Here is a 26197-nt window from a genome sequence, read left to right as displayed (position 1 = left end):
AGCCGCCACCGTGAGACTGCGTCCCATCGCCATGACTTTGGTATCAACGGTGCTTGGCGCCCTGCCCCTCATTCTCTCCAGCGGCCCCGGCGCAGAAGCGAGAGCGGCTGTGGGCTGGGTAGTTTTTGGTGGACTCGGGCTGACAGCGCTGTTTACCCTGTATCTGACGCCGATCCTGTATCTTGGCGTGGCGCGCTTTGCCCGCCCCCGTTCCCACGCGGCCGAAGCGCTGGATCTGGAAATGCGCGAAGCCAAAGAACTGGGGCACGAATCCTGAGGAAAGCTTATGTATCCGCTGAAATGTCCTGTCGCGATTAATCAGTCCCACGAGCACCGGCGCAGCCCTGGCTCAATCTCCTCGGTTTGGATGCGGGTAACGCTATGTTGTCTTTTAGCGGTGAGCATCCAACTTCTTTCAGTGAAAGCTGGCGCCGATGAACAGACTCCCGAAGAAACATTGATAGAGCTGGGGATTACACTGCCCAAAGCACCTAGTCCCGTGGCCAATTACGTGAATGGCGTACAAACTGGCAACCTCATATTTCTTGCCGGCAAAGGTCCCAAGCGCGCCGACGGCAGCGAGGTCTCCGGCAAGCTCGGCAAGGACCTTACTATCGAAGAGGGCTATGAAGCAGCCAGGCTCACAGCCATCAATCAGCTGGCAGTACTCAAAACCATGCTCGGGGATCTGAACCGCGTTACACGCGTGGTGAAAGTGCTGGGAATGGTCAATTCCGACCCCGAGTTCATTGAGCAACCTGCCGTCATCAATGGCTTTTCCGATCTTATCGTCGAGGTGTTCGGCGAACGGGGACGGCACGCGCGAGCCGCAGTGGGTATGGCATCCCTGCCCCGGGGGCAGGCGGTCGAAATCGAAATGATTGTCGAAGTCGCTCCCCGAGACTGAACCCAAGCAATAAGATCTCGGCAAGCGCGTCCGATTCGCTGCGCTCGCTAAATTGGGGGACGCTCGCTGCGCAAATCACCCGCGCTTGCCTGGCGTATCAGCCCAGGTGTTCATGAAAAAAAGCGACCATACGCGTCCAGGCCAGCTGCGCCGCTTCGGCATCGTAGCGCGGCGTAGAATAATTATGAAATCCGTGGCGGGTGCCAGGATAAACATGCATTTCGTAGGTAACGTCGTTTTCGGCGAACGCCGCTTCGTAATCGGGGCGCCTGGCATTTACCCGCTCATCGTTTACGGCGTAATGCACCTGTAACGCTGCCCGGATGTCTTTTACCTTACGGCTATCGGCTGCGGCAAAGCGCCGGGCGACATCCTGAATGTAGGGGTTGAGTCCTCGATTTTCATGCATCACCAGTACCGCAGGGAACGGTCCGTCGCCCTCAGGCTCCACCAGATAACCGCGCATGGATCCGGAGGTGCCACCGGGAGAATCGTAGTCCACCCAGGTCGCCTTGATACGATCATCGGTGAACAGCACTTCCTGGGCTTCGGCATAATTGGGGATCAGGGATTTCGCCATGCTCAGCGCCGAGGCGCCGGCGATGGTCAGCGCGGCAGCTCTCTCAAAGAATCGCTAGCGCGTGACCAAGACCTCCAATGTGCCCTGATCATCGAGACTATCCAGCTCCGAGGAAGGCGACCCAATAATCTCTACGCGCGCGCCGGAACCAGCACGGCTTAGCGAAGACACAACGAGAGGTTCACCCCCTGCCAGTCCCTCGGCACGTATCAACAGGGTCATCTTGCCCTCAGCATCCTCGCGGATGCCGACACGCTCAATATCAACGGCACTAAGCGCGCCTTTCTCAACGGTGTAGACAATGCGATCGGCATACACACTTTGCAACGGCACCTCTATTAGCCCGTCCTGGGCCGGGAGCGTGATCCGCACATCCACAGCGCGTCCCAGCGCCAGCTCGCTGGTGGCGGGAGAAGCAAAGAGCACATCGGTACCCGCGCGGCCACTGCGCACCTGGGAACCGATTTCCAGAAGTTCCAGGTTTATCCACTCATCGCCTACGCGAGCCGCCGCGTCTATCGTATGCCCGTTGTTCACCGCAGCGTGCAATGCCGTCGCATCGCGTTGGGGAAGAGACACACGTACTTGCTGGGAGTCTGCATTAAACAGTGACATGACCGTCTGGCCCGCATCGATGCGAGCACCTATGGCTGCATCGATCTCGATAACCGTGCCGTCAAAAGGGGCAAGGAGCGAGAGACGTTCGAGGTTCAGCTTGCTCTCCTGCAGGTCGGTTTCTGCCCGAGTGATGCGCGCCTGCGCCGACGCGCGCTGGGCATCATGGCTCGCCAGCAACATCTCCTGCTGATTCAATGCCATGGACTGTTCCAGCCGCTGCTGCTCCAGGGCATCGTAGTCCGTTGCGGAAATTTGACCCTTGGCAAAAAGCGTCTGAAAACGCTCCTGCTTTTTCACCGTTAGTTCAAATAAACGTTTCTGGTGCTCCGCATTTTTTACCTCGGCTTTCTGCTGGGCGCGGAGGCGATCATATTCTCCCTGGGCCTCTGCCAGGGCAGCTTCAAAGCGGCGTACCGACAGCTTTGCATCCCGGTCATCGAGGCGCAGCAGCAAATCCCCCGCAGCCACCTTTTGCCCCTCGCGAACATTGACCGCTGTCACATAGGCCAGGGTCGCTGCACGCATCTCAGTGGTGTTGGGGTTTTCTACCCGTCCAAAAACATGAATCTCCGGAGACAGGGATTGAAATTCTGTCGGCTTAGCGACCACAGGTATCGCTTCGGGTGTCGGATCCACCTCCAGCTCCGGGTTTGAGAACGCACTCAAGCCAAAAATCGCCACCAGCAAACCCAGCATGATGGACAGACTGATCTTTGCCGAGGATGAGAGCGCACGGGTGTAGCGACCAAGCAGGCTCCCGCGGAACCATCTGGCCAGCAGGCGAAAAGGAGACAGAATCAGTGACAAAATCTTCATGAGCTGGGTGCTCCAAGAGCGGGGTTTTTAAAAGTATTTGCACGGCTTTGAAGGCGCCGCCAGGCCTGTTCACAACTTTCCAGCGCAGACAGGATTGCCGGAATAACCAGAAGAATCAGCACCGTGCCGTAGAGCATGCCAAAGCAGATAACAGCAGCCAGAGGGATAAACGCGGCACCCATGAGCGAGGATTCCAGCATCATAGGCACCAGCCCCAGACCGGTAGTCAGCGATGTGAGCAGCACCGGGCGAAGACGTTGACGCACCGCTTGAATAATGGCGTCGTCAGCACCCACACCGGCGTGGCGATGATCACGATAGGCCGTCACCAATATGATGGAGTCGTTAACAATCACCCCCGTGAGGGTAAATATCCCCAGAAATGCGAGGGGCGTGATGTTAAAGCCCATGCCCCAGAGACCCAGCAACGCACCGGTCAAACCAAAGGGAATGGCAAACATGATGGCGAGGGGCCAGGACAGCGAGTGGAGCGTCCAGGCCAGGATGATGTAAATCAATGCCAGGGTAATCAAGAAGCCAATAAACATCTCCTGCAAGAGCTCACTCTGTTCATTCGCCCAAAAACCTTTGCCGGGGCTCACACCCCACTTGCTCGCAATAGACGGCATCAACTCTGCTTCAAGCTCATTAATCACCGCATCCGCCGTGGTGATGGACTTATCCGGATAGGCCCGCACGGCAACGGTCTGCACACCATTGACATGATTGATCTTGTCGATGCCTCGGCGGCTTTCTATGTTCGCCACGGTAGACAGGGGAAGAACCTCACCGCCGGGCGTAGTGACGGGCAAGCGTGCCAGGCTGGTAAGACGATGACGGTCAGCCCTGGGGAGCGATAGGCGCACCTCCAGTTCAGTATCTTCCTCTGTAAACAGCTGAATACGCTGCCCCTCAAAGGCGGTACGCACCTGGCGGCCGAGCTCGGCAGAAGACAGACCTAAGGCCCTGCCCTCGGGCGTCAGATTAAACACCCATTGATCGCGACCATAGGGAAGGTCGTCGTGCACGTTGTTGACGCCGGGCATGGTGCGCATAACCGCGGCAAGTTCGTCTGCCGCACCCTTGAGCGCTTCCGTGTCCGAACCACTGAAGGTCAGCTCAATCTCCGGCCAGGGCTGATCGCCCTGCTCAATCTGCAATTGCTCCACGATGGCAGAATCGGGAATGGCGCTTTGCCAATGCTCGAGAAACTTCGCGAGACTCACATCCCGGGATTCGGGGGACGTGAGCTCTACAAACACACTGGCAAACTCCGGCCCCTCGCGACGATCCCTGCTGATGGTCGCGCCATTGAGCTGGACCCATTGAGCAACGATATTGTCTCCACCGAAATGCTCATTGGTGGACTGCACGTAACCCTCTAGCGCCTCCAGAAATTCCCGGCGTTGGCGTTCCTCCGCATCCGCAGTGAACTGGATGTTGGCCTCGGCAAACTCGAAGTTGATATTCATATTGAGATCGAACTTGATAAAACTCATGGCGACCAGGCTTACCGCGAAGAAAAACGCGCTTGCCGCCGCAGTGATGGCAACGCGTCGATGCGCCAGGCACCAGCCCAGAAGGGGCAGTACTCGGTTTTCACGGAAACGCTCAAAGCGCTGATCAAAGGCCTTTCGCAAAGCCGGAGTGGGTCTTTTGTTCTCGGCCATGCGTCGGAAGGAATGCTTGAGGTGTCCCGGCATAATGAGGAAACACTCCACCAGCGAGGCGAGGATGACGCAGAGCATCAAAACAGGGATCTCTCGAATCTCGTCGCTATCGACAATCACCAGAGGCAGAAATGCTGCCATGGTCGTGAGACTCGACGCCACGATGGGCGCGAACATGCGCTGGGCGCCCACGACCGCGGCCTCCTCGGGGGCCAGTCCTTTTTCGAACTGCCAGAGGGAGTGTTCGCCCACGACAATGGCGTCGTCCACAACAATGCCCAGGGCCATCACCAGACCGATCATGGAAAGAAAATTCAGGGTCCCGCCGAATGCGTAAAACAGCAGTAAGGCGCCGGCGAAAGACACCGGTATACCAAGCGCCACCCAGCCGGCCACGCGCAAATTCAGAAACAGGAAAAGCATCGCAAGGACCAGACAAAGCCCGGAGATGCCATTGCGAAGCACCAGTCCCATGGTGTCTGCAGCAAAACGCCAGGCTTCGATAAACACTTTGGTTTCAACACCCCGTGCCAGAAGAGACGCCTCCTGCTGTGCTCGCCAGGTCTTGATGACGTTGGCGGCATCAAAGGTATCTGTGCTGTCGCCCCGGCGCACACGAAGCTCGATAGCGGGCTTGCCATCAATAAGGGAGTAAAGTTGGTTTTCTATGGCCCGGCGCTCGATATTGGCAATATCGCTCAGCTGGGCGAGCTGATCGCCGGTGGTGGACGCGATGGGAAGTTCCTCAAAACCCTGAACGCTGCGCTGCTGATCCATGGAACGGATCTGGCGTCGTCCCTGCCCGGCCCCGATGGTGCCGGCCGGCGTATCGTTGCTGAGGTTCGCCACGGCCTGGGCGATGTCCACGATACTGGCATTCATCTCCACCAGGGTGAGGCCGTCAATCTCGATGGCAATCTCCTCTCGGGGCAGACCGCGAAGCTCCACGACATCGGCACCCAGAGCGCGCAGCTGGCGCTCCGCCTCATGGGCCAGCGGTGCCAGTTCAGTGAAGTTATCGGGTCCGGTGAGGAATACCGCAGCAACGGTCTCATACCATCGATCAATGGCCACTTTCGGCGGCTCAAGGTTTGCAGGTAGATCACGAACCAGAGCGATACGCTGCTTGATGGTATCCACCGCATCATTGATCTCGACGCTGCGATCAAAGCGCAGCTGCACCCAGGCAAAGCCGTTACGCGTCCAGGAGTTAATACGCTCCACACCCGCCAGGCCGCGAAGCTGATGCTCCACGGGGTTGGTTACCAGCGTCTCCATGTCTTCGGCGGAGGCCCCCGGCCACTGCAGCTCTACCTCGGCGACGTTCCAGCTTTGATCAGGATTCATCTGAACCTTGATTTTTACCGCGCCCCATACGCCCGCCATGAGCATCATGACCATTAACAGGTTTGCAGCCAGACGGTGACCGGCGAAGCGTTGGATCCACCCTGATCGTTCTGGATGTGGTGGCTTTGCTGTTGCTGGGGTTTGCACGATTAAAGACTCACACCTAAAGGGTATTGGGCGAAATCTACGCCGTCTTCACTGCCCTGTATGTTGCTTTGCGGTGAACTGCAGGGTTTGAACGACTAGCGGCTACCGATGGGATAAACGGCGGTAAATCACGCCGAAGCATTCACGAAGCGTCTACACCCCCCTATACTCGGTGGCAGTTTGAAGTTAACAGCGGGAGCAAAATGCGCTAATGAATAATATTGATCGAAGCCCTTTGGCAACGTCCTGCGCCCTGGCGTTAGTAATAGGAGCCCTTGGTCTTGGCCTCTCCGTATCGACAAACGCACAGGTGACCATCGTCAAGCCCGGCGCCCCCGGCGAGGCAACGCAGACACTGAGCGCAGAAGAGGCCGTTGCCATCGCTGAGTCTTCCTACTCACCTGCCGACGTCACCTTTATGCAGGACATGATTCCTCATCATCACCAGGCGACACAGATGGCGGAGCTAGTGAAAGATCGCACGAACAATCCGGCATTGGTGGATCTGGCTGATCGCATCAACGGCACCCAGGCGGATGAGATCGCGTTTATGCAGGGGTGGCTGGCGGAACGGGGAGAAGGCGTCCCCAAGCCGTCTAATCATCAGGCCATGCATATGCATCACGACATGGCGGGTATGGCGAGCCCCGAGCAAATGGCGGCGCTTGCAGAGGCCGAGGGCACGGATTTCGACCGTATGTTCCTGACCTTGATGATCCGTCATCACGACGGCGCCATTACCATGGTTGAGGACCTTATGGATCAACCGGGTTCTGCCTATGACCCGGTGCTCTATGAGTTTACCAATGACATCAGTAACGATCAGGCCGTCGAGATCGAGCGCATGAACGGCATGCTCGTGGGTCTGTCCGAGGACCCCCGCTCCGGCTTGGCCCCGGGCGTGTTTGACGCCGAACAGGCCATCTCCAACCTGGAGCTTGTAGCAAGCCTACGCAAACCCGCCGGATTCTTTGATCCCGCAAACCCCGCAGAGCGCGGTGCGCGCGCGCTCGATGAAGACGACTCCATGGCAGACGAACGGGATGAGTCTGCTGCCGACGAGGAGGAACGGGAAACAACCATTGAAGACGACGCCGGCAACCTCCGTCACCCCATGCTGAGTTTTGCCAATACCGATATGGCCTTTCGCGATGACGTGCTGGTCGCAGGCAACTATCACGGATTTAACGTGTACAAACTTCAGGACGATGGCAGCCCCGACCTGATGGCATCTATCGTCTGCCCCGGAGGCCAGGGCGATGTATCGATTGTCGGCGACCTGCTGTTTATGTCAGCGCAGGAAAACCGCGGCCGGCTGGATTGCGGACTGGAAGGCGTTACGGAAGATGTCAGCGAGGACCGCTTCCGAGGTCTGCGCATCTTCGATATCTCGGAGCTGACGAGACCCCGACAGGTAGGCGCGGTACAGACCTGCCGCGGCTCGCACACTCATTCCGTGGTCGCAGGTCCTGACAAGGACGGCATCATCACTGTCTATAACTCCGGAACCTCGTCCGTTCGTGAAGAGGAAGAACTGGAAGGCTGCATCGGTGACGTGCCGGGTGATGAGCGCACGGCCCTCTTTCGTATCGACGTTATTGAAGTCCCCGTCGATAACCCTGCGGCGGCGAAGATCGTCGACAGCCCCCGGGTGTTTGCCGATCCTGAGAGCGGCGTAGCCGCAGGCCTGTGGCGCGGCGGCGATCATGGTGAAGGTACCCAGGACACCTCCCGCACGGATCAGTGCCATGACATAACAGTCTTTCCCGAAGCGAACATTGCCGCCGGTGCCTGCTCGGGCAATGGCATTATTTTTGACATCACCGACCCCGCAAAACCCACACGTATTGATGTGGTGACAGACAAAGGCTTTGCCTACTGGCATTCCGCGACCTTTAACAACGATGGCACCAAGGTGCTGTTCACCGATGAGTGGGGCGGCGGCTCCCGCGCTCGCTGCCGCGCCTGGGATCCCCTCACCTGGGGCGCCGATGCCATCTACGACATTGTTGACGGCAAACTGGAATTTGGCAGCTATTTCAAAATGCCGGCTCCGCAGCTGGAGTCCGAAAACTGCGTCGCACACAACGGCTCCATCATCCCCGTGCCCGGTCGCGACATCTTCGTACAGGCCTGGTATCAGGGCGGCATTTCGCTCATCGACTTTACGGACTCAAAGAACCCTGTAGAGATCGGCTACTTTGATCGCGGCCCCTACTTTGAGGACGAAATTATCACTGGCGGTTTCTGGTCCGTGTACTGGTACGATGGCTTTATTTACGGCACCGAAATTGTGCGGGGTCTGGATGTATTTGATCTGGTGGCCAGCGAATACCTGAGTGAGCACGAAATTGCGGCCGCGAAGCTCGCGGATCATGGCGCCTTGTTTAATCCCCAGCAACAGTATCGTGTCAGCTGGCCCGCCGCGCCGACGGTGGCCCTGGCCTATCTCGACCAGCTGGATCGTGATGAGGGCTTGAGCGCTGATATGCAGAACGCCCTGCGCGAGGCTCTCGACCGGGCAGACGCCATGCTTGTCGCCGGCGACTCCGATCGCTCCTTCGCTCGAGAGTTACGCAAAATGGCGAAGACAGTGGCATCCACCACGGTGCCCGACGCGCATGCCGGCCGCATAGACGGACTCGCGGCAACGCTGGACGGCATTGCGGACCGCCTTGCCACCAAGCGGGTAGCATCAGCATCCAACGACTCATAAAACGGTAATACAAGAGGGCTCACGTAGATGAAAAAGTCACTGGTCGTCGTTGTGGGAATCGCAGCTGTCGTGCTTCTTGCGGTAAGCCAGCGCACGCTCATTGTCAGCAAGCTGTTTGAAAAAGGCATGGAAGTCCGCCTGGGCGGGAGTGCCCTGGCGGAGCTGGATGACGGCCTGCATATTGCGCTTTGTGGCGCCGGGGGGCCTCTCCCCGCGCCCAAGGCATCGGGCCCCTGCGTCGCCGTTGTCGCGGGTGAGCAGCTGTTTCTCGTGGATACGGGTACCGACGGCATCCGTAACCTGGCAAGAATGGCTTATTCAGCGGGCGATATCGACGGAGTGTTTCTCACGCATTTTCACTCAGATCATCTGGATGGCCTGGGCGAAGTAGCCACCATGCGTTGGGCTGCAGGGGACCACGATGCGCCGCTACCCGTTTTTGGTCCTGACGGCGTTGAGCAAATCGTAGACGGATTCAATCAGGCCTACGCGCAGGACGTGGTGTACCGGCACGAGCACCACGGCGATATGGTGGCTCCCCTGGTCAGCGCCGGAATGACCGCACAGCCCTTTGCCACGCCGGCCCTTGGCGAACTCACCTCGGTGATTGATGACGGCAATCTTCAAGTAGAAGCTTTGCTCGTCGATCACTCCCCCGTCGCGCCTGCGGTGGGATACCGTTTCACCTACAACGGGCGCTCCATACTCATCACCGGCGACACGATCAAAACCGCCAATATTCAGCGCTTTGCTCAAGGCGTGGACATACTTGTGCACGAGGCGCTGGCGCCGAACCTGGTGAATGTGATGCACGACGCCGCCACAAAGAATGGCAACGCGATTCTCTCGAAGGTGACCAGCGATATTCTGGACTACCACGCCAGCCCCATGGATGCAGCGGAAACAGCTCGCGACGCCGAGGTAGGTCATCTGCTTTATTACCATATCGTGCCGCCACTGGTGCTGCCAGGGCAGGATCGCCTCTGGCTGAATGGTGCACAGGACGTCTTCGAGAATTACACCATCGGCGAGGATGGCGTGGCTTTTTCACTCCCCGCCAACGGCACAGAGATCATACAGACGCGGGATGGTCTTTGAGCATTGCCTCAACACCGGTGCCTTCGAGCACACGGTCGACCCGCGCCGCATCTTTGGCCGCTAAACTCCGATAAAGCTCTATCGTCCAGCGCAGACACTTTGCCTGATAGGGGAAGGTCCGCTGCTCCCAAATCGCACCATCAATCTCACAACGCCACTGCTCGTCGCCTTTTATAAGGGCTCGGGCATTGGCCAACTGCGCGGGCGCGTAAACCCGTCCTAGCTCACTCAGCAGCTCCCGAAGGCTATGGGGCTGATCTTCCAGCGCTAACCAGTCGTCCTCAGCGGGCTCAAGACCACTCAAATCGTAGTTACGGTCGACCCAGGCGACGGTGCGCGGTGAGATCTCATGGGTGATGGCTCGCGGCGTAGGATCGAAACCCACTAGTTGAGAAAGCTGCCCGTGGAGCGCAAAGTCCCCCGCTGCCGGTCGACTACCCAGCATAAAGTGCTGCTGGCTGAGGTGCTGATTCATCGCCTCAAGAAAACGCCGATAGCTTCTATCAATGACCGGCGCCGTAACGTCATTGGAGCCCACAACAAATAAACGACCGATTTGTCGCTCAGTGAAGTGTGCTTTGAACGCGGCGAGATCGGCCTCTGCCAGCGCGGTGTTGCGCAGCAGTGGCAGCAGGGTCCCCGCCTTGTCTGCATCGGCCGCAAAATGCCACCGGTAATGAAACATGTACTTTGTGCACCACTCATCGGCAAAGTCTTCGATGAGATAGTCGATAAAAGCCAAAGCAGGATCCAAAGGTAGCACCGAACGATCGCGCTGGCGCTCTTCCAGGCTGCGGATAATCGGTGTGGAGTCGCAGACCGCCGAAAGCCCGTCTGCCGTCTGAGTGATAAACGTTGGCAGGAGCGCGGGCTTCGGCGGCGCAATGCCCATAGAATTGCAAACCTCGCCGGGCTCCGCCCAGGAAACAGTGTAGGGTATGCGCCGGTAGCGAAGGAGCGCGAGCATTTTTTGTGTGTACGGCGATGCGCTGGCACCAATGAGCTGCACAGGGTCTGTAAACGTCACGGGAAGCTCCCCTAATCAATGTTTAAAATAATGCGCTTCAGGGCTTGCGAAGCTCACCCCAGACTTCCAGGTGGTTTATGCGCTCCACGCGGCGGCGAGTTCTTAAATCAGGCAGGCACCCCAAGCCGACTTCATCAAGAAGCAGCTGAATAGGCGCCCGCTCAGTTGCCGTAGCACTGACCATGGCATCCTGAACACGCTGAAGCAGATAAAAACGATACGGCATCACCAGTGTTTTTAAGGTGGTGCCCCGCCAGGAAAACTCGGTCTCGCCGATGGTGCGGGTCCCGGGCTTAGTCAGCCCGTTAGTACCCGCTTTGAGCTCCGGGTGCTTGTCCAACCAGGCATTGGCGAAATCTACATGGGCACGCAGTTCCGGTAGGTAATCCTCGGCAACATAGCGCAAAAGGTTTTTGAGGGTCTCCGGGAGCGTCTCCTCCCCGATCAGCGACCTATCCTCTTGATGCTCTACCCAGGTCGACTCCGGTCCATGCATGCGTTCAACCCAACGTCCGACCGCGGGTGCGGTACGCCGCATAAACAACGATGGGGCCGGATCTCGATCAAGGTGGGCATACAGTGCCGCAATCAATCCAAAATCGCCGATGGTCGGTGTTCCGCCCAACAGATAGGGCCGGGTTTTGAGATGCTCAGCAAAGAGGAGAAGAAACTCCCGATAGCTGCTCTCGATAAGTGGTCCGCTTTCTTCGCTGACTCCAAAGCCGGAGGCCGCCTTGCGCATGAGGCCACTGGCTCGATCAAAAAAGGCGTCGCCCTCCTCTTTGCTGGCATCCACGGGCGCAAGGCTAGCGATAAATTCGCTGCGAATAAAATCCAGGTTCAGCTCATCAAAGCTCCAGCGGTAGTGCATGGCAGGCCGCAGCAGGCCCTCGCCACCAAACAGCTCAAAAATCAGGCTGACCACCCTGAGAAGAGCCGAATCAGGATAAACCGAAAACTGCGCATCGCCCGATTGCTCCACATGATCAATAATATCCGTGCCATCCTGCACGATGGTGCCATCGGGTGCCTCGACCACCGGCATAATGAACCTACCCACCGCCGGCATCACACGCGTCTGGAAATCCGGATGGTTAGCGCCGTATTCTGTAAAGGCAATCCCCTGTTTGCGGAAGTAGCTTCGGACTTTGCCCGTGTAAAGCGATGCGGGCATTCCATACAGGGTGTAGTTGTTTGACATGAGGTTACCGAAATCCTTAGGGGCGCTACCCAAAGGATACCCCAGTAGCCCAAGCTGTCGAACAAGCCAGGAGAAAATCTGTTGGCTTCGGGGTAGGATGCGGGTCTCAAGCTAAAAGTCGGAAGAAACAATGCGAATGTCCCGTGTGCTGGCAGCCACGTTGCTGCTGTTGGCCTGTGCTGCCCTTGCAAACATTCTCAGCACGGCACCCCCGACCTTCGACGCAACGCCGCTGCTGACGTTGGGCGAAGAATACAACGTGAGAATCGTTCGCGACGAATACGGCGTGCCCCACATCTATGGCGTCAGTGATGCAGATACGGCCTTTGGACTGGGTTATGCCCAGGCAGAGGATGACTTTGCCACGCTGCAGGATGTGGTGCTCGCCACCCGCGGGCAGCTTGCCGCCGTAAAGGGACCCGATGCTGCGAAGACCGATTACCTCATTCACCTCATGGGTGTGTGGGAAGCCGTGGATTCAGGCTACGAGACAGCGCTCAGTGACAAAGCCCGTGCGGTGGCAGAGGCCTATGCCGATGGTATCAATCTGTATGCGGCGCAACATCCTGATCTGGTAGAAGGCTTCGTCCTGCCCATTCGGGGCAAGGACCTCATTGCGGGCTTCACTTTCAAACTTCCGCTGTTCTATGGCTTTGATCAGACCCTGACGGCCCTGTTCGATGGCAGTGACCGTGAACTGGCTCTTCAGGGTGACGACGCGCTGACTTTTGTGAATCATCAACGTGCGGCGCTGGGAAGTCAGGGCGTTGCCATAGCACCGCACAAGTCCAGCGATGGAACGACCCGGCTTTTGGTCAATTCCCATCAACCACTAACGGGCCCCGTGGCCTGGTACGAAGCGCGCCTTCATTCCGAGGAAGGCTGGGATATGGCCGGCGCCACCTTTCCGGGGTCGCCGGTCATACTTCACGGTCATAACCGCTACCTTGGCTGGTCCAGTACGGTCAACAAGCCCGACCTGGTGGATGTGTATCAACTGACGCTGAACCCCGACAACGACAATGAATACCTGCTGGATGGGGAATGGGTGGCGCTGGAGGAACGCTCAGCGGACATTCTCGTACGCCTCTTTGGTCCCTTTCGCTGGACCTTCCATGAGCCCGTGTATGCCTCCCGCCATGGACCGGTACTCAAGCTCGACCATGGCGCTTTCGCGATCCGCTGGGCGGGCATGGGCGAGATCAGAACCCTCGACCAGTATCTTGCCCTCAACAAAGCGACCTCCATGGCGGAGTTTGAGGCAGCGCTTGCCATAGGCAGTCAACCCTCGATCAATCAGGTCTATGCGGATCGCGAGGGCAATATCGCGCACTACTACAACGCCATGTTCCCCAACCGGGAAGAAGGATGGGACTGGGAAAAAGATTTACCCGGCGATGATTCCAGTCTTATCTGGAAAGACTACCTCCCCTTCAACGCCATACCCGCGACGCGTAACCCACCCAGTGGATTTGTCTTTAACGCCAACAACAGTCCCTATTTATCCAGTGTCGGCCCCGGGCAGCCACAACCTGAGGATTTTTCCGACACCCTGGGTATCGAAACCGGGGTGACCAACCGGGCGCTGCGCCTCAAGCGCCTGCTGAGTGCCGAGAAAGCCGTCAGTCGTGAGGACTTTTATCGCATCAAGTACGACGTTTTTTACGATGAGGAGTTGGGAGCGATTCAGGAGCTTCGAGCCTTTATTGCACAAGGGAAAGACGCACTTCCCCAAGAGCTCCACGCCGCCTTTGATCACCTTGCTTCCTGGGATTTAGGCACGCAGGCCGATAACCCGGCTGCCGCCCTGGCAGTGCTGACGCTGACACCCCTGATCGATAGCCGGCAACGGCGAGACGATGTTGACCTTGCCCAAGAGCTGGCAGAGGCACAGCGCCACCTGCAGAGCCATTTCGGACGCATTGATCCCGCCTATGGAGAGGTAGTGCGACATGTGCGGGGGAACGAATCCTGGCCGCTGGACGGCGGACCGGACACGCTCCGCGCGGTATACACCGAGGCGGATCCCGAGACCGGTCGTTTGCACAACATAGCCGGAGACAGCTACATCATGTTTGTTGAGTGGAATCAGGACGGTCAGGTGAGCTCCCGTGCCATCCATAATTTTGGTTCGGCAACCCTGGATGCATCGTCGCCGCACTACGGGGACCAGGCGCCCCTCTTCGTGGAACATCGGGACAGGCCGGTGCGCCTTTTGCTGGAGGAACTACTGCCCCACGCCAGCAGAGACTACCGACCCGGCGTAGCGCCATCCAGGGACTGATGCCCCGGGTGAACCGCAATCAGCTCGCCCGCCGGGTCGTATTTTTCGACCAGCGATTTGATCCAGCTCAGACTCTCTGCCGACAGGGGTACATCCACCGAATAACTACCGGGCTCCACACCGTTCTCCCAACCCCAACGCGTGTGCGTAAGATCGCCCATGATCAACTGCGTACCACCCGTGGTCCGCGCCAGATAGACGGTAAGCCCCGCCGTGTGTCCCGGCGCGTGTAGGGCAAAGAGGCTGCCATCGCCAAAGACATCAATCACTTTACTCTCATCAAAGGACCATTCCTGCAGACGACCCACCCTGTCCAGCAGACGGTTGGTGGTGCCTCGCGTCGCCGCATGCGTCGCTGCAGCGTACTCGGCATCCCCTGGGCCCAGATACACCTTGGTCCCCTCGGGTAAATCATCAAAACCCATGATGTGGTCAAGGTGAATGTGGGTGAGAAAAACCCCGTCGACAGCGTCGCCATCCCGCGACGCCAGGATTTCGCGATTAGAACGCACAAGCGTCAAGGCATCCATATTCATTACCTTGGAGACCAGCCAGCTGACATCGGCGTTATCGCCTCCTCGAAAACTCTCGGATACGCCTGCGTCCACCAGAAAAGTGCCCTCCGTGGGGTGGTTCAGGACGTAGGTGTAGATACTGATGGCTTCATCGCGATCTTCTATTCCCGCCGCTTGTGCTTTGGGGTGATCAAGATTGAGAAGTCCCGACAGCGGAACAGACCAGGTGGCTGATTCAACTTTTTCAAATTCAATGGGCCCCGGGGTCGCAACGTTTTCAAAGGCTGCGTCAACACTGACGTTTTGACCAAGGTCGGCCATATCGGTGGGTACATCCGTTGCAGAGCAGGAAGCCAACGCAGCGGCAATGCACAGAGCCACCAGTCCTCGTGCCAGGTGCCGGGCGCCGGAATACCCTTTCCCCGATAGTTGTCGATCGTGCATCGTTATCAACCTCCGTATAGCGTCGTCACGCAGAGATGACGGTACGCATGGCAAACGTTTGCGCTAGCTTTTATCACCATCACCAGCATCGGGCAGCGCGACCAACGACTGCCGGATGGCTGCCACGGTGTTGGAGACCACCTCTCGCCGATAGAGCACCAGTACCGTGATGGTGGTGGCAAGCAGAAAAGGCACCGTGCCGAACAGCCAACACATCACCGAGAGCCCAAAATAATACGCGCGGAGGCCGGAGTTGTTGTCATGGCCCGCGGAGTCCATCAGCTTGGCCAGATTACAGGCAAAGCGATCGCTTTGCTCCGCGCTGACATCTTCTTCCGCATCCGGCGCCGCGCCCATGACCACAGCGGCAAAACCGTACTGGCGAAGGCTCCAGGTCACCTTAAAAAAGGCGTAGATCAGAATCACCAGGAGAAGCGCCAGCTTGGCCTCTACCTGACCATTACTCTGATGTTCGGCGAAGGGGATATGAGAACTCAGCTCCGCAATTTGATCGCTGGTGGTCAGCGCCGTGAGCACACCTGCCATGAGCAGCAGGGTCGCCGATGCAAAAAAACCCACGACCCGCTCCTGACTGGCAAGGAGAGAGGCGTCAGTCATGCGCATCTCCCGTGTCAACAAACGCCGGGCCCAGGCCTCCCGGTGATCCCGGAGAGAGCGCGACAGGGAGGCGCCTTTCTCCCGCTTGGCGCGATACTTGGCGTAGCGCGCATAGCCGGCCCAGAGCAGCAAAAAATAAGCGAGGGCGGCGATTTCGGGAATATCAAAGGGGATTTGCATGGAGCGCTCGAGATGCTGGCTATCAAATGATCGTTTACACCATTTTACGACACCCTGACGGGTTTGGTCCTGCCACCACCCTTAGCTGCTATGTTCCCCTTCAAAGCCCAGACCCGGCACGGCCTGAATGAATTTAACGCTGCTCGGCGACCTGCTCCGGCGTCACAGCGCCCGCTTCATGCCCCCAGGCGCTTCGAATATAGCTCAGTAGCGCCGCAGCCTGCTCATCGCTCAGCTTGTTGGCGTAGGACTCCATACGCTTCCATCCTCGGGACTTCCATTCTGCGGACGGCGCGGTCTCGGGAAGTTGAGCACCATAGAGGGTGATGTTGATTAGCGTGGACGGATCCACATCCAGCACCACCGGACTCCACAATACCGGCGGTCCGGTCTCCGGCGAGCCCTCGCCTGTGGGCAAATGGCAGGTGCCGCAGTGGATGTCGTATTGCACAGACCCTGCCCGCAGCACATCATCGCTCGCCGGCTTGCCTGCGGGCTGGGAGTTCGCCGGCAGACTTTGCAAATAGGTCGTCATGGCACTGACGTCCTCGACAGACATATGTGAGGTGCTGTTGACCACAACATTGTTCATGGGGCCAAAGACCCCTGAACGTTGACTGAATCCCAGCTTCAGATAATCGGCGATGTCCTCGTGGGACCACTTTCCCAGACCATTGTCAGCGGATGTGAGGTTGGGTGCCGACCAGGCAGAGAGTTTACCCTCAACACGCTCCATGTAGACGCCCCCGGTCATGACCAGTTCATCGTCGATGCCGCCGGCGGCGTTGCGCGGCGAGTGGCACATGCTGCAGTGGCCCAGGCCTTCCACCAAGTAAGCGCCGCGATTCCATTCCGCTGATTGCGCGGGGTCCGCTTCAAAGCGCCCCTCGTCAAAGAAAGCCGACTTCCAAACCTTCAGGCCCCAGCGCTGGTTATAGGGAAAACCCAGGTCATTTTCCGGTGGTGTGTAAGACACCGGATCCAGCGTCTGTAAATGCGCATAGATCGCAGCAACATCCTCGTCGCTGACCTTGGTGAAAGCCGTATAGGGAAACACCGGATAGAGATGGCTGCCGTCGGGACGCTCGCCCTGGCGCATGGCCACGGTAAACTCCTCCAGACTCCAGTCGCCTATCCCTGTTTCGGCATCAGGCGTGATATTGGTGGAATAGATCGTGCCGTAGGGGGTTTCAAAATCCAGCCCCCCGGCCATTGCTTTCCCATTTTCGCGGGTATGACAGCTGACACAGTTGCCCACGGCCGTGAGGTACGCGCCCTTCTCCAGCTGACTCGAATCTGGTCCCCCTTCTACAGCGAGAGCCTGGCTGACAAGCCCGATACTGCCGGCCAGCGCAATGCATAGTGTCAAGATTCTCAAGAGGCGGCACTCCAGGAGTCGCAATGGCCCGCGGGGTTTACCACGTTGCCATCAAAGATACTGCAGCTCCCGCAGCCGCCTTGCGCTGCACTAAAGAAGGCGCAGCCCGAGCAGGCCTTGTTGCTATCCGGAGATTGCTCGCTGTAGCGCAGCGTCCTGCGCACGCTTTCCTGTGCGGAGGTCATGGTGTCGGGATCCGCGCACACAAGCGCTACGCCCTCGCGGGCATCTCCGCCGGCGTCACAGGCGCTCAAACCCAGCAGCACACTCCCGGCGAGGGGAAGCTGCAGAGCGCGCAGTAGCACCGCGCGGCGTGACATTGTCTTATCCATTGCTTTTGTTGCTCCTACTGGTAGCTGATTACTAGCGTCCCGCCGCCAGCCTGCCCCGCCTGATGGCCTCCTGAGACTCGGGCCCATAGGCCAACAGGCCCAGAAAGCCCTGCTCGACGCGCAGCGCCACGGACTCGGGACTCACCGTGGTCAGATTGGGCTTACCCACACGTTTACTCTCGGCAAGCACCTGCTGATTGATTTGTTCTGCGGCCTCCCGATCTCCACCCAGAGCACTGGTGAGGCTACCGATGCCGCATACCAGGGCACTGAAGCCTGGGAGATTGGCGATTTCCTCAAGCTCAGCAAAGACAACCGGATCCTCAACAATCAACATCGCCACAACGTCGCCATCGGGATTTGAGGGGGACCACACGTCCGCAGCCTCGAAAAATGACACTGCCGTCCGCGCCTCATCGGCACTCATAATGTGAGGGATCACCACGCCATTGGCCCCCATGGCCAGCAGCTCTTTTACACGGGCTCTGGCCGCCGCTTCGCCGTCCACAGCAATGGGTGGAATGCGCACCAGCAGCGGCAACTGCTCACCATCTGTCGCACCTTCGTTTATGCCGCGGGCAACGTTCTGGGCAGAGTCCGCCTCGTACTTCTGCTCCAGACTCAAAAATGCAAAGTCCAGAAGCGAGTTTGTCGCAAGATCCAAACCCGTTTGCACCGTGTAGCTCGGACCGTCGTGAGCATCGCTGTCATCACCGTGGGCCTGAGTCACGTACTGACCAAAGGCCGGTTTACCCATCGCCCACAAATCGATGAGGGTGCGATGGGAAGACGCCGTCGCATCCGCACCCTGGAGCCACGGAGCACAAAACAGCGACGCAGCGACCGTTGCTGCAGCAAACACCTGCCGGATTCCCATAAATTGATTCCTGCTTTTTATAAATCTTTTTTGCAGTGCCGTTTTAAAGCTAGCGCTGCGCCGTATTGAGTTCTATCGCCTGTTCGTCGGGATGCACGATGAACACCTGGTGCATCTCCACATCGATCGCTGCGGAAATCGCCGTATTCAATCCGGTTTGCGGATCAGGATAACCGTCTGCCAGCTGCTTCATGGCTCGATAAAGGGACGCTGCGGAAAGTCGCCCGTAGCTCTGATGATGAGTCGTCCAATTGCGATTCAGCCGGTGATTGTATTGCTCGACATCGGCGTAACCGGCCAGCAAACCTTTGGCAGTATCCGGTGTTAGCGTCAGCTGCAGCTGGAAGTCTTTGAAAATGTGAAAGCCCCCCCCAATGCCGGGAAACGACCAGGGAAACTTTGTCTGATCCGCCGCCTCGGTAATCAAAACCCCATCGACGATTTTACCCTGCACCTCGCCCCTGAAGCTTTCGCCCCAACGTCCGTCAACACGCTGAGTGCCACCGGCAACAAAACCCTTGCCGGAGGCATCCGTCACAAGATCATCAAGGCCGCGGTAAAAATTCACCGTCACACTGTCATCGTTACTCAGATCGTCGACACCGGTCAGTTCAATCATCCAACGGTTGTAAGCGTTGCCGTACATAAACAGGTTGGAGAAATGGTAGAAGGTACCGTCCGGTCCCCGGTAAATAGCGATGCAGGCAAGGGCTCTATTCAGTTGATTATCTATACCTTCTGTTCCCGCGGGACTCGTAAAATCCTCCTCGGTCGTCTTGCCATCCAGATTGACGCCGTAGGCATGGGGACCTACCGCCGTGTAAAAAGGAAAGGGCTCCTCGGATGTCTCGAGATGGAAGCGTCGCCCCTCACGAACCAGTCGGGTCTCAGCCTCCGTGCGCAATACATCGGCCTCCTCGGGATAGAGTTCCGAAAACTGCTCCCGAGGTCCGATGTTAAACCCCTGGGGACATTCGGTTTTGGCATCCTCGGTTTGATACAGAGACCAATGACGCTCTGTGAGCACATAACCGATACGACCGCCAGCGACACTCTGGGCCTGAGCGCTACCGGGCACGGCAGCCATCCCGACGCTCAGCGTCGCAGCGGTAATACCGACCGTCCACAAACGTGAAAAAATGCGTGACATAAACAAGCTCTCCCGGGCGACCAAACGCCCTCGTTATACGGTGCTAGTTAGCGACGAAATGCATTCTCACCAAAGTCGTCTCGCAGCACGAAGACTTTGTATCCGTTCCGGCTACCAGTGAACTCTCCAATACCATCGCCGTTGGTGACACCCGGCTCTTTGTCACCGCTATAGGTATAAACGGGGCGTTTACGGTAAGCCCAGACCTGCAAGACCTCTGCGTCAGCATCACCGGACGCGGCGTAGCGCCCACTGTTCGCATCAATGGCGATGACGCTCCAGAGACTGCTGTCGCTTGTTGCCCCGGGTTCTGCAATTACATAGGGAAAAGTATCGCGACACAGCGTCGGATCACCGTCACCGCAAATCGCGAGGCGGTATTCCTGGGAAGACTCCGGATGGTCACAGGCTATCTGCGCGACGGAATCGTCCCGACAATTGTAGAGATAGACAGAGCGCCCCTGGCTGTCGGCCAGCACCTGACCACCAAACTCCACATCCTGCACCATGAACTCCGCGGGAGGCGTTACCGCCCGCTGGGTGTAAACGTTGTGCCAGCGCGGATTTTGCCAGTCAGGCACATCGCTGCCGGTAAAGCTCCGCGTGCCTTTATCGTTGTTGTAGGTGTAGAGAGGCCGGCCCCTTAATGCCCACTGATTAAAACCGGACGCCTGCTTTACGACGGTCCAATCACCACGATCCATGGCGATGCCGGGCGCGGGAACCGGCGTCCAGTTTTTCAGGCATTCCTGATCGCAATTGGATTTATTGGGCTCATCACCATCCCAACTGTAGATCGAGAATTCATCCTTATTCACCAACAGCCTTCCCGTGGTACTGGGAATCACTTTGAATCCGGCCGGGACATCCGGTGGCGGCCCTACGGGCACGCGCACCACGCCGCCATCGTTACGGGACCGTATTTTGGAGCCTCCAAACACATCGCCAGGCCGCTCATCCAGGTTGGATCGGTAGAGAGGAAAACCGTCATAGGACCACTGTCGGTCACCGTTGGGACGCTCGGTAATGGTCCATTTGTCGATCTCTTCGGCATCGTCGTCCGCCAGCAAAGGGGGCCATACTGTAGAGCACGCAAGCTGCTGCTTTTCAGGCAGCAGTAGATCCGGTGGATAGGGACTCATAAGGCCTGCGGACACCCTGCTGATCTCATCACTGCAGTTAGAGGGGCCGTCTTTTCGATCGCCGGTGGATCCGTTTCGCAACGCCCTCAGAGGCCATTTATAGAGGGTCCGTCCCTCCTCATCGGCGTACACGGGGCCTTCGAGAGCGGTGACCACGACCTGTATACCGGGCGGAGTAGGCTCTTCTATGTAGGCTTCTTTCTCCGCGCTGCCCGCTGCTTGCCAATACTTGCCGCCCACAAGGGAGTCGGTCTGCCATCCCGGAAGCGGTTGGGCAAAAACCTGTCCGCTAAAGGCCGCGATCACAATCATCGCGGTGAGCTTTACTCGCATTATTGCTTTTAGGGTTGCGCTACAAAACTGCTTCACTCAGGCCACCACCTCGGCAAGGGGAGCGGACGCCTTATTGCTCAGGGTACCCCAGGAGGGTGTATCGATATCCAGAAGACGCAAAGCTGTGTAGCCAACCTGGGCAACAGAGCCGCCCTTCAGGTCCACATGCATGCCGCTTTTGGCCTTGCCACCCGCACGACCCGCCAGAAACACCGGCATCCCGTCGATGGCGTGAGTGCGCGCATAGCCCACATCCGTGGTCCCCAGGATCAACACGTTATCCAGCAGGGTTCCGTCCCCTTCGGGGATCTCCTTGAAGGCCGCTACGAAGTCCGACCAGGACTCCATAGCCCGCCGGGTAAACCAGGACGCGTGATGCTGATAACCCAAAGCACTGTCTACCGGTTCTTCATGGGTGCAGGTGTGATGAGGCTTGGGGTATCCGGGCTTGATAATTGACGAAAATGCCGCCGAATAGGTCATGTTGAACACCCGGGTCTGATCACAGGCAATAGCCATGACCATAAGCTCGGTCATCATTTTATGCCGCAACTTCACAGCATCGGCAGACTTATCCATAAGCGGATTCGTAGGTGCCTCCCCGGGCGCGATGCAGGAGGCAATCGGCTCGGGCTTGGTGAGACGGTGATCAAACTGGGTTTCGAGCTGACGGAGACCCGTGAAGTATTGATCGAGACGCGCGCGATCCGCAGCGCCAACGGTTTTCATCATGGCGCGGGACTGATCCATCACACTGGAGAGTACGCTCCTGCGCGCCATGAGCCGCGGGTCCAGATTGAACTCCTCGGCATTGGGGTCCTGAAACTCTGGGCCAAACAATCGCTTGTAAAACTGCAGCGGCGACCACTCGGGAGCATTGGGTGTCGCGCCGTTCAAATAGCTGTAGGTATCTCGCGCGTCAGCCGTCGCCGTCGCAGTGAGAGAGCTAAAACGCGTAGCACGGCCAATCTGCTTGGCCACGCTCACATCGATTGTCTCCGCCGGCACAATGTCGACTTCGGGAGCGACACCTGTTCTGGATACGACCCAACCCGTGAAATGATTACGGTTGGGCGACGCGTCGGGAAATGCCGAGCCATTGGTGAACAGGTTGATGTCATCGCGCACCGGCTCCCAGGAGGCAATCTCTTCCGGGAGGTCATAGTTGGCGCCGGTCTTCTTGGGAACAAAAATATCCGAGGTCCCGCCGAGACCGTAGCCCCAGGTGCCAAAACGCACGGGCATGGGACGCCCGGACGCCAGCGCGGTACCGCTGCCATTAAGAAACACCTCGAGAAAGGGAAGCGCAACGGACACACCAACGCCATTCATCATGCCCTTGAGCACTCGACGTCTACTCCACTTACTCATAACAATTCTCCTGCGGTTCGAGAAACTCGATTAATTTGAACTTGCTGTGGCCCCGCGGTACTCGTCCGTACCCGCGATACGCTCTTCACTGGGATCATTCTGCACGCGAGAAAACGCTTTGCTTAATGCCACTGTTCGCAAGAGATCCCGCAGTCGATAACCCTGCTGGGCAAATTCTTCATTGAAATAATTCATCACCGCGCGCGCCTCCAATTCCGGCGGGCCGCCGGTGCCGTAGCTATACACACGCTGCACCAGACACCGTGGTAATTCAGGGTTCTCCCGCAGTGCCTCGCCAAGACCGATAGCACCATCGAACTCGAAGCCATCGAGGCCACCGCTGGCGTCAATGGTCGCGCCGTTCTCCGTCAGACGAAAACCGCCGGCACCGTCAAACTGCTCAAGAGACAAACCGATGGGATCGGTAATGCGATGGCAGCCAGCGCAGGACGGAGTCTCAAGGTGAGCTGCCACCCGCTCCCGCTGTGTGGGGTAATGAGAGTTGGGATTGGACACCACAGAAAAGTCGATTCCCGGCGGCGGCTCCGGCACCGTCTGACAAAGGAACAGCTCGCGCAAAGCCTGCCCTCTCAGGGTGACCGAGCTGCGCCCGGGGTGAGCATGGAGAGACAGAAAGCTGACCTGGGTAAGCAGACCAGCCCTCGGACTGTCCTCGGGAAAAGTGTGAGGCGCCCAGCCGGGCTGCGCGGGCACGCCGTAGATAATCGCAAGGGCCGGCGACATAAAGGATGATCGGGTCGTGAACAAGTCGCGATAGTCATCCTCGTTGACCAGCAGATGATCGATCACCGTTCGCAGGGTCTGCTCTCGCGCGTCCTCGGCTGTCACCCCAGTGAATTCGGGATAGATGGTGGAGTCCTTGGCGAGGGTTTTAACCTCTTCAAAGGCGAACATGTCGTCAAAGAACGCCCGCATGCCGCCCCTAAGACGGGGACTGACCAGCATTCGTTCTACCGCGCGCTCGATACCCCCCTCGGACTGCAGCTCTCCGCTCTCAGCCGCTGTGAGAAGCTCATCGTCGGGGCCGGCATTCCAGAGAAAAAAGCTCAGTCTGGATGCCAGGGAATAGGCATCGAGTCGCAGTTGTCCGGGATTGTCGGGGTCAGGCTCTACGCGCTCCACCACAAAGAGACCCTCGGGGCTGATGAGCAATCCTTCCAGGGCAATCTCAAGGCCGGCGTAAAAATCTTCCAGCTCGTCGGCGGCGCTCCCCGCAAGCTCAACATAGAGGTCGATCTCTTCTTCAGTGAGGGCCCGACGAAACAGCAGGCGACCGACCCTGGATAGAAACGACCGGGCGCAGCTTTCATCGGCCTGATCCGTAGCCGTAGGCTTGCAGGGAACGAGGTAGTTGCGATGGGTTGCGTCGACCACCTGTTTGGCGACGCTGGCAGCGACACCCTGGATACCCTGAAGCTGGGCGCTGCTTACCCCTGCAAGAGAAGCGCTGTTCGCTAGGAGTCCCTCGGTACGGGCCACCGGCGCAAACTCCACCTGCAAATCGATGCCGGGGCCAAAAATGTAGCCCAGAGAATTCTGGTATTGCTCAGCGGTCATGAGGCTGGTGATGGCACGGGTACCGGGACTTTCGGGCTCCGACACCTGTTCTTCGGCACATGCTGCCAACAGACCCAGGGCGGCACAGCTGAATGCCAGGGAACGACCGACAGCAGCGAAGCGCCGACCCTGAGGGCGCCTAACGGCACTCCTCGCAGCTTTAAGCAGAGAATCCATCTTGCGGGCTTCCTGTTCACTTATTCTTATAAGGCTTGTACAGCGTACCGCTTGCTCAACCGAAAGCGGGATGCCTGTTTAGCCAGTATTTATAACGTGTCCGCATATTACTATGCAACTTGCTCAAGAGCATCCTGACAGGCCGTGGCCGTCGACAACTCATCCGTCAGAAATGGAACTGCTAACATCTTCTTAAGCGGCGAAGTCCGTTACACTTCCGGCGACTAGGCAAAGCCCGATTGACGAAGCGCGACCAGGGACAAAAACATCATCAAGACATCCAAGCAGCAGGGGCTCTTTTTCGCCATACTGGCTCTCACCGCATGCGGAGGCGGAGGCGACAATGGCCCGACAACCACCCCACCCCCCGTCACGCAAAGCTGCGACGTCGAGGCACAGAAAGATTTTGTGCTCTCCGTCGCCCAGGACTGGTACCTCTGGTACGACGAACTCGCTCCCGTCTCTCCGGCAGATTTTGCCAGCGCCGGCGATTACCTTGATGCCCTTACCGCCCCTCTTGCGGAAGACTTTCGCGACCCTGGGTTTTCCTACCTCACCACGGTGGCAGAGGACGAAGCCAGCTTCACCAGTGGTGCCTTTGTGGGCTTTGGTTTTCGCTTTGCCGTTGACGATGCGGGTCGCTATCTCATCAGCGATGCCTTTGAGGGTGCGCCCGCGGCCGGAGCAGGGTTTGTCCGGGGCGCCGAGATCCTCGCGGTCGACGCCGGCGAGGGCTTTGTCACCTTGCGCGAATTCGAAAACCGGGGAGCAAATCTCAACACAATATTCGGCGGACCCGTTGAGGGCCTGGAACGGGGCTTCCGGCTGCGTATGGGCGGCGACATTGTTGAGGTCACCGTTGCTAAACGGGAATTGGACGTGCCGCCCCTCGCCACAGCTCCGCGCACCATCGAGCGGCCAGGCCTGTCACCCGTGGCCTACCTCCACTTGCGCAATTTTACGCTGTCCGCAGAGCCGGCCCTGGACGATGCGTTTAATGCGCTGGCCAATCAGGGGCTCACCGATTTTGTTGTGGATCTGCGCTACAACAGTGGAGGGCTTGTGGATGTGGCCGGTCGCTTCATGGATTTGCTGGGTGGTGAGATCGCCAACGGTGAGATCGCCTTCAGCATCCGCCACAACGACAAACGCGCCGCAGAGAACGAAAGCTTTGCTTTTACTGAACGACCCGAGTCGGCGTCCCCGATCCGCATCGCGTTTATTACCAGTGAAACTACGGCATCCGCCAGCGAACTGCTGATCAACAGCCTGGAGCCCTTCGCTGACGTCGTGCTGATCGGAAGCGACACCTCGGGCAAGGCCGTTGGTCAATACGCCTTTGATCAACTGGGCTGCGATACACGTCTGCGTCTTGTGGCCTTTGAAAGCGTCAACGGCGAAGGCTTTGGCGGCTTTTATACAGGCCTGGTGGATACCGGCCGCTTTACCCTTTGCGCGGTGGAGGACGAATTCACCGGCGCCTTCGGCACAATCGAGGACGCGCTCACGGAAGGTGCCCTCGCCTGGCTCAACGAAGGCAGCTGCCCGGCAAGCGTTGGGATCAATACAGCGAGCAGACGGACCCTGCGCCGAGGGCCAGCCCCTATTGCTGCAAAGGACCGACCGGACCGACGATCCACCTGGGTGCAATAGGAAAGTGCAGTAAACAGTGCAGTAAACAGCGCAGTAAA

20 protein-coding genes are annotated in these 26197 nt (G+C 58.2%); 6 read left to right on the top strand and 14 right to left on the bottom strand.

Features of this window, described 5'->3' with window-relative positions:
- Together ACTG3T_RS14510 and ACTG3T_RS14505 are read left to right on the top strand one after the other, a co-directional pair.
- Nucleotides 1-277, top strand: a 277-nt coding sequence (locus ACTG3T_RS14510; RefSeq protein WP_439103002.1) for an efflux RND transporter permease subunit, incomplete at its 5' end; no start/stop codon positions are given.
- A gap of 9 nt (nucleotides 278-286) precedes the next feature.
- Nucleotides 287-907: a RidA family protein gene (locus tag ACTG3T_RS14505; protein WP_439103001.1), complete on the top strand. Its 621-nt coding sequence runs from the start codon at nucleotides 287-289 to the stop codon at nucleotides 905-907.
- A 97-nt stretch (nucleotides 908-1004) separates the two neighbouring features.
- Here the strand turns inward: ACTG3T_RS14505 and ACTG3T_RS14500 are convergent, their stop codons facing one another.
- The 3 genes from ACTG3T_RS14500 to ACTG3T_RS14490 are packed head-to-tail and all read right to left on the bottom strand — an operon-like array spanning nucleotide 1005 to nucleotide 6085.
- Entirely contained in the window at nucleotides 1005-1487 is a 483-nt protein-coding gene (locus tag ACTG3T_RS14500) for a dienelactone hydrolase family protein (protein WP_439103000.1), read from the bottom strand.
- 54 nt (nucleotides 1488-1541) lie between these two features.
- Nucleotides 1542-2921: an efflux RND transporter periplasmic adaptor subunit gene (locus tag ACTG3T_RS14495; protein WP_439102999.1), complete on the bottom strand. Its 1380-nt coding sequence runs from the start codon at nucleotides 2919-2921 to the stop codon at nucleotides 1542-1544.
- Nucleotides 2918-6085, bottom strand: a complete 3168-nt coding sequence (locus tag ACTG3T_RS14490) for an efflux RND transporter permease subunit (RefSeq protein ID WP_439102998.1) — start codon at nucleotides 6083-6085, stop codon at nucleotides 2918-2920. The genes ACTG3T_RS14495 and ACTG3T_RS14490 overlap by 4 nt, the downstream gene beginning before the upstream one ends.
- A 211-nt stretch (nucleotides 6086-6296) precedes the next feature.
- Here ACTG3T_RS14490 and ACTG3T_RS14485 point away from each other — a divergent pair, with 211 nt between their 5' ends.
- Together ACTG3T_RS14485 and ACTG3T_RS14480 are read left to right on the top strand one after the other, a co-directional pair.
- Nucleotides 6297-8801, top strand: coding sequence for a DUF305 domain-containing protein (locus tag ACTG3T_RS14485; RefSeq protein ID WP_439102997.1), 2505 nt, complete (start codon nucleotides 6297-6299; stop codon nucleotides 8799-8801).
- Between the two features lie 27 nt (nucleotides 8802-8828).
- The gene (locus ACTG3T_RS14480) at nucleotides 8829-9899 is read left to right on the top strand and encodes an MBL fold metallo-hydrolase (RefSeq protein WP_439102996.1); all 1071 of its coding nucleotides are present in this window, start codon (nucleotides 8829-8831) and stop codon (nucleotides 9897-9899) included.
- On the opposite strand, the gene ACTG3T_RS14475 is transcribed toward ACTG3T_RS14480, so the two are convergent.
- Nucleotides 9874-10926, bottom strand: coding sequence for a glutathione S-transferase N-terminal domain-containing protein (locus ACTG3T_RS14475; RefSeq protein ID WP_439102995.1), 1053 nt, complete (start codon nucleotides 10924-10926; stop codon nucleotides 9874-9876). The genes ACTG3T_RS14480 and ACTG3T_RS14475 overlap by 26 nt on opposite strands.
- 37 nt (nucleotides 10927-10963) lie before the next feature.
- Nucleotides 10964-12127, bottom strand: coding sequence for a glutathione S-transferase N-terminal domain-containing protein (locus ACTG3T_RS14470; RefSeq protein ID WP_439102994.1), 1164 nt, complete (start codon nucleotides 12125-12127; stop codon nucleotides 10964-10966).
- A 130-nt stretch (nucleotides 12128-12257) separates the two neighbouring features.
- Between ACTG3T_RS14470 and ACTG3T_RS14465 the strand changes: the two genes are divergently transcribed.
- The gene (locus ACTG3T_RS14465) at nucleotides 12258-14411 is read left to right on the top strand and encodes an acylase (protein WP_439102993.1); all 2154 of its coding nucleotides are present in this window, start codon (nucleotides 12258-12260) and stop codon (nucleotides 14409-14411) included.
- Here the strand turns inward: ACTG3T_RS14465 and ACTG3T_RS14460 are convergent.
- The 9 genes from ACTG3T_RS14460 to ACTG3T_RS14420 form a co-directional block, all read right to left on the bottom strand.
- Nucleotides 14378-15370 (bottom strand): MBL fold metallo-hydrolase, encoded by a 993-nt coding sequence (locus ACTG3T_RS14460; RefSeq protein ID WP_439102992.1) that lies wholly within the window; start codon nucleotides 15368-15370, stop codon nucleotides 14378-14380. The genes ACTG3T_RS14465 and ACTG3T_RS14460 overlap by 34 nt on opposite strands.
- A 63-nt stretch (nucleotides 15371-15433) precedes the next feature.
- Nucleotides 15434-16168, bottom strand: coding sequence for a DUF599 domain-containing protein (locus ACTG3T_RS14455; RefSeq protein WP_439102991.1), 735 nt, complete (start codon nucleotides 16166-16168; stop codon nucleotides 15434-15436).
- Nucleotides 16169-16301: 133 nt separating this feature from the next.
- Complete coding sequence (locus ACTG3T_RS14450; RefSeq protein WP_439102990.1) at nucleotides 16302-17546, bottom strand: c-type cytochrome; 1245 nt, start codon at nucleotides 17544-17546, stop codon at nucleotides 16302-16304.
- Complete coding sequence (locus tag ACTG3T_RS14445; protein ID WP_439102989.1) at nucleotides 17543-17878, bottom strand: high-potential iron-sulfur protein; 336 nt, start codon at nucleotides 17876-17878, stop codon at nucleotides 17543-17545. The genes ACTG3T_RS14450 and ACTG3T_RS14445 overlap by 4 nt, the downstream gene beginning before the upstream one ends.
- A 31-nt stretch (nucleotides 17879-17909) precedes the next feature.
- Complete coding sequence (locus ACTG3T_RS14440) at nucleotides 17910-18755, bottom strand: host specificity protein (RefSeq protein ID WP_439102988.1); 846 nt, start codon at nucleotides 18753-18755, stop codon at nucleotides 17910-17912.
- A 49-nt stretch (nucleotides 18756-18804) separates the two neighbouring features.
- Complete coding sequence (locus tag ACTG3T_RS14435; RefSeq protein WP_439102987.1) at nucleotides 18805-19905, bottom strand: hypothetical protein; 1101 nt, start codon at nucleotides 19903-19905, stop codon at nucleotides 18805-18807.
- A gap of 47 nt (nucleotides 19906-19952) precedes the next feature.
- A complete protein-coding gene (locus tag ACTG3T_RS14430; RefSeq protein WP_439102986.1) occupies nucleotides 19953-21380 on the bottom strand; it encodes a hypothetical protein in 1428 nt (475 codons plus the stop codon).
- Between the two features lie 36 nt (nucleotides 21381-21416).
- Nucleotides 21417-22751: a DUF1552 domain-containing protein gene (locus ACTG3T_RS14425; protein WP_439102985.1), complete on the bottom strand. Its 1335-nt coding sequence runs from the start codon at nucleotides 22749-22751 to the stop codon at nucleotides 21417-21419.
- Between the two features lie 30 nt (nucleotides 22752-22781).
- On the bottom strand, nucleotides 22782-24506 hold the full coding sequence (locus ACTG3T_RS14420; RefSeq protein ID WP_439102984.1) for a DUF1592 domain-containing protein: 1725 nt from the start codon (nucleotides 24504-24506) through the stop codon (nucleotides 22782-22784).
- A 267-nt stretch (nucleotides 24507-24773) separates the two neighbouring features.
- On the opposite strand from ACTG3T_RS14420, the gene ACTG3T_RS14415 reads away from it, so the two are divergent.
- Nucleotides 24774-26159: a S41 family peptidase gene (locus tag ACTG3T_RS14415; protein ID WP_439103003.1), complete on the top strand. Its 1386-nt coding sequence runs from the start codon at nucleotides 24774-24776 to the stop codon at nucleotides 26157-26159.
- The last annotated feature ends 38 nt before the right edge of the window (nucleotides 26160-26197 follow it).

Origin of the sequence: Congregibacter sp. (genome assembly GCF_965660375.1) — a bacterium.
GTDB lineage: Bacteria > Pseudomonadota > Gammaproteobacteria > Pseudomonadales > Halieaceae > Congregibacter.
The sequence above is the reverse complement of the archived record's forward strand: the minus strand, read 5'-3'. Positions and strand labels throughout refer to the sequence as shown.

Bases quoted from the DNA above. Each gene is read 5' to 3' on its own strand.
- ACTG3T_RS14505 (WP_439103001.1), top strand. From the start codon at position 287: ATGTATCCGCTGAAATGTCCTGTCGCGATTAATCAGTCCCACGAGCAC.
- ACTG3T_RS14500 (WP_439103000.1), bottom strand. From the start codon at position 1,487: ATGGCGAAATCCCTGATCCCCAATTATGCCGAAGCCCAGGAAGTGCTG.
- ACTG3T_RS14495 (WP_439102999.1), bottom strand. From the start codon at position 2,921: ATGAAGATTTTGTCACTGATTCTGTCTCCTTTTCGCCTGCTGGCCAGA.
- ACTG3T_RS14485 (WP_439102997.1), top strand. From the start codon at position 6,297: ATGAATAATATTGATCGAAGCCCTTTGGCAACGTCCTGCGCCCTGGCG.
- ACTG3T_RS14480 (WP_439102996.1), top strand. From the start codon at position 8,829: ATGAAAAAGTCACTGGTCGTCGTTGTGGGAATCGCAGCTGTCGTGCTT.
- ACTG3T_RS14470 (WP_439102994.1), bottom strand. From the start codon at position 12,127: ATGTCAAACAACTACACCCTGTATGGAATGCCCGCATCGCTTTACACG.
- ACTG3T_RS14465 (WP_439102993.1), top strand. From the start codon at position 12,258: ATGCGAATGTCCCGTGTGCTGGCAGCCACGTTGCTGCTGTTGGCCTGT.
- ACTG3T_RS14460 (WP_439102992.1), bottom strand. From the start codon at position 15,370: ATGCACGATCGACAACTATCGGGGAAAGGGTATTCCGGCGCCCGGCAC.
- ACTG3T_RS14455 (WP_439102991.1), bottom strand. From the start codon at position 16,168: ATGCAAATCCCCTTTGATATTCCCGAAATCGCCGCCCTCGCTTATTTT.
- ACTG3T_RS14445 (WP_439102989.1), bottom strand. From the start codon at position 17,878: ATGGATAAGACAATGTCACGCCGCGCGGTGCTACTGCGCGCTCTGCAG.
- ACTG3T_RS14440 (WP_439102988.1), bottom strand. From the start codon at position 18,755: ATGGGAATCCGGCAGGTGTTTGCTGCAGCAACGGTCGCTGCGTCGCTG.
- ACTG3T_RS14435 (WP_439102987.1), bottom strand. From the start codon at position 19,905: ATGTCACGCATTTTTTCACGTTTGTGGACGGTCGGTATTACCGCTGCG.
- ACTG3T_RS14430 (WP_439102986.1), bottom strand. From the start codon at position 21,380: ATGCGAGTAAAGCTCACCGCGATGATTGTGATCGCGGCCTTTAGCGGA.
- ACTG3T_RS14425 (WP_439102985.1), bottom strand. From the start codon at position 22,751: ATGAGTAAGTGGAGTAGACGTCGAGTGCTCAAGGGCATGATGAATGGC.
- ACTG3T_RS14420 (WP_439102984.1), bottom strand. From the start codon at position 24,506: ATGGATTCTCTGCTTAAAGCTGCGAGGAGTGCCGTTAGGCGCCCTCAG.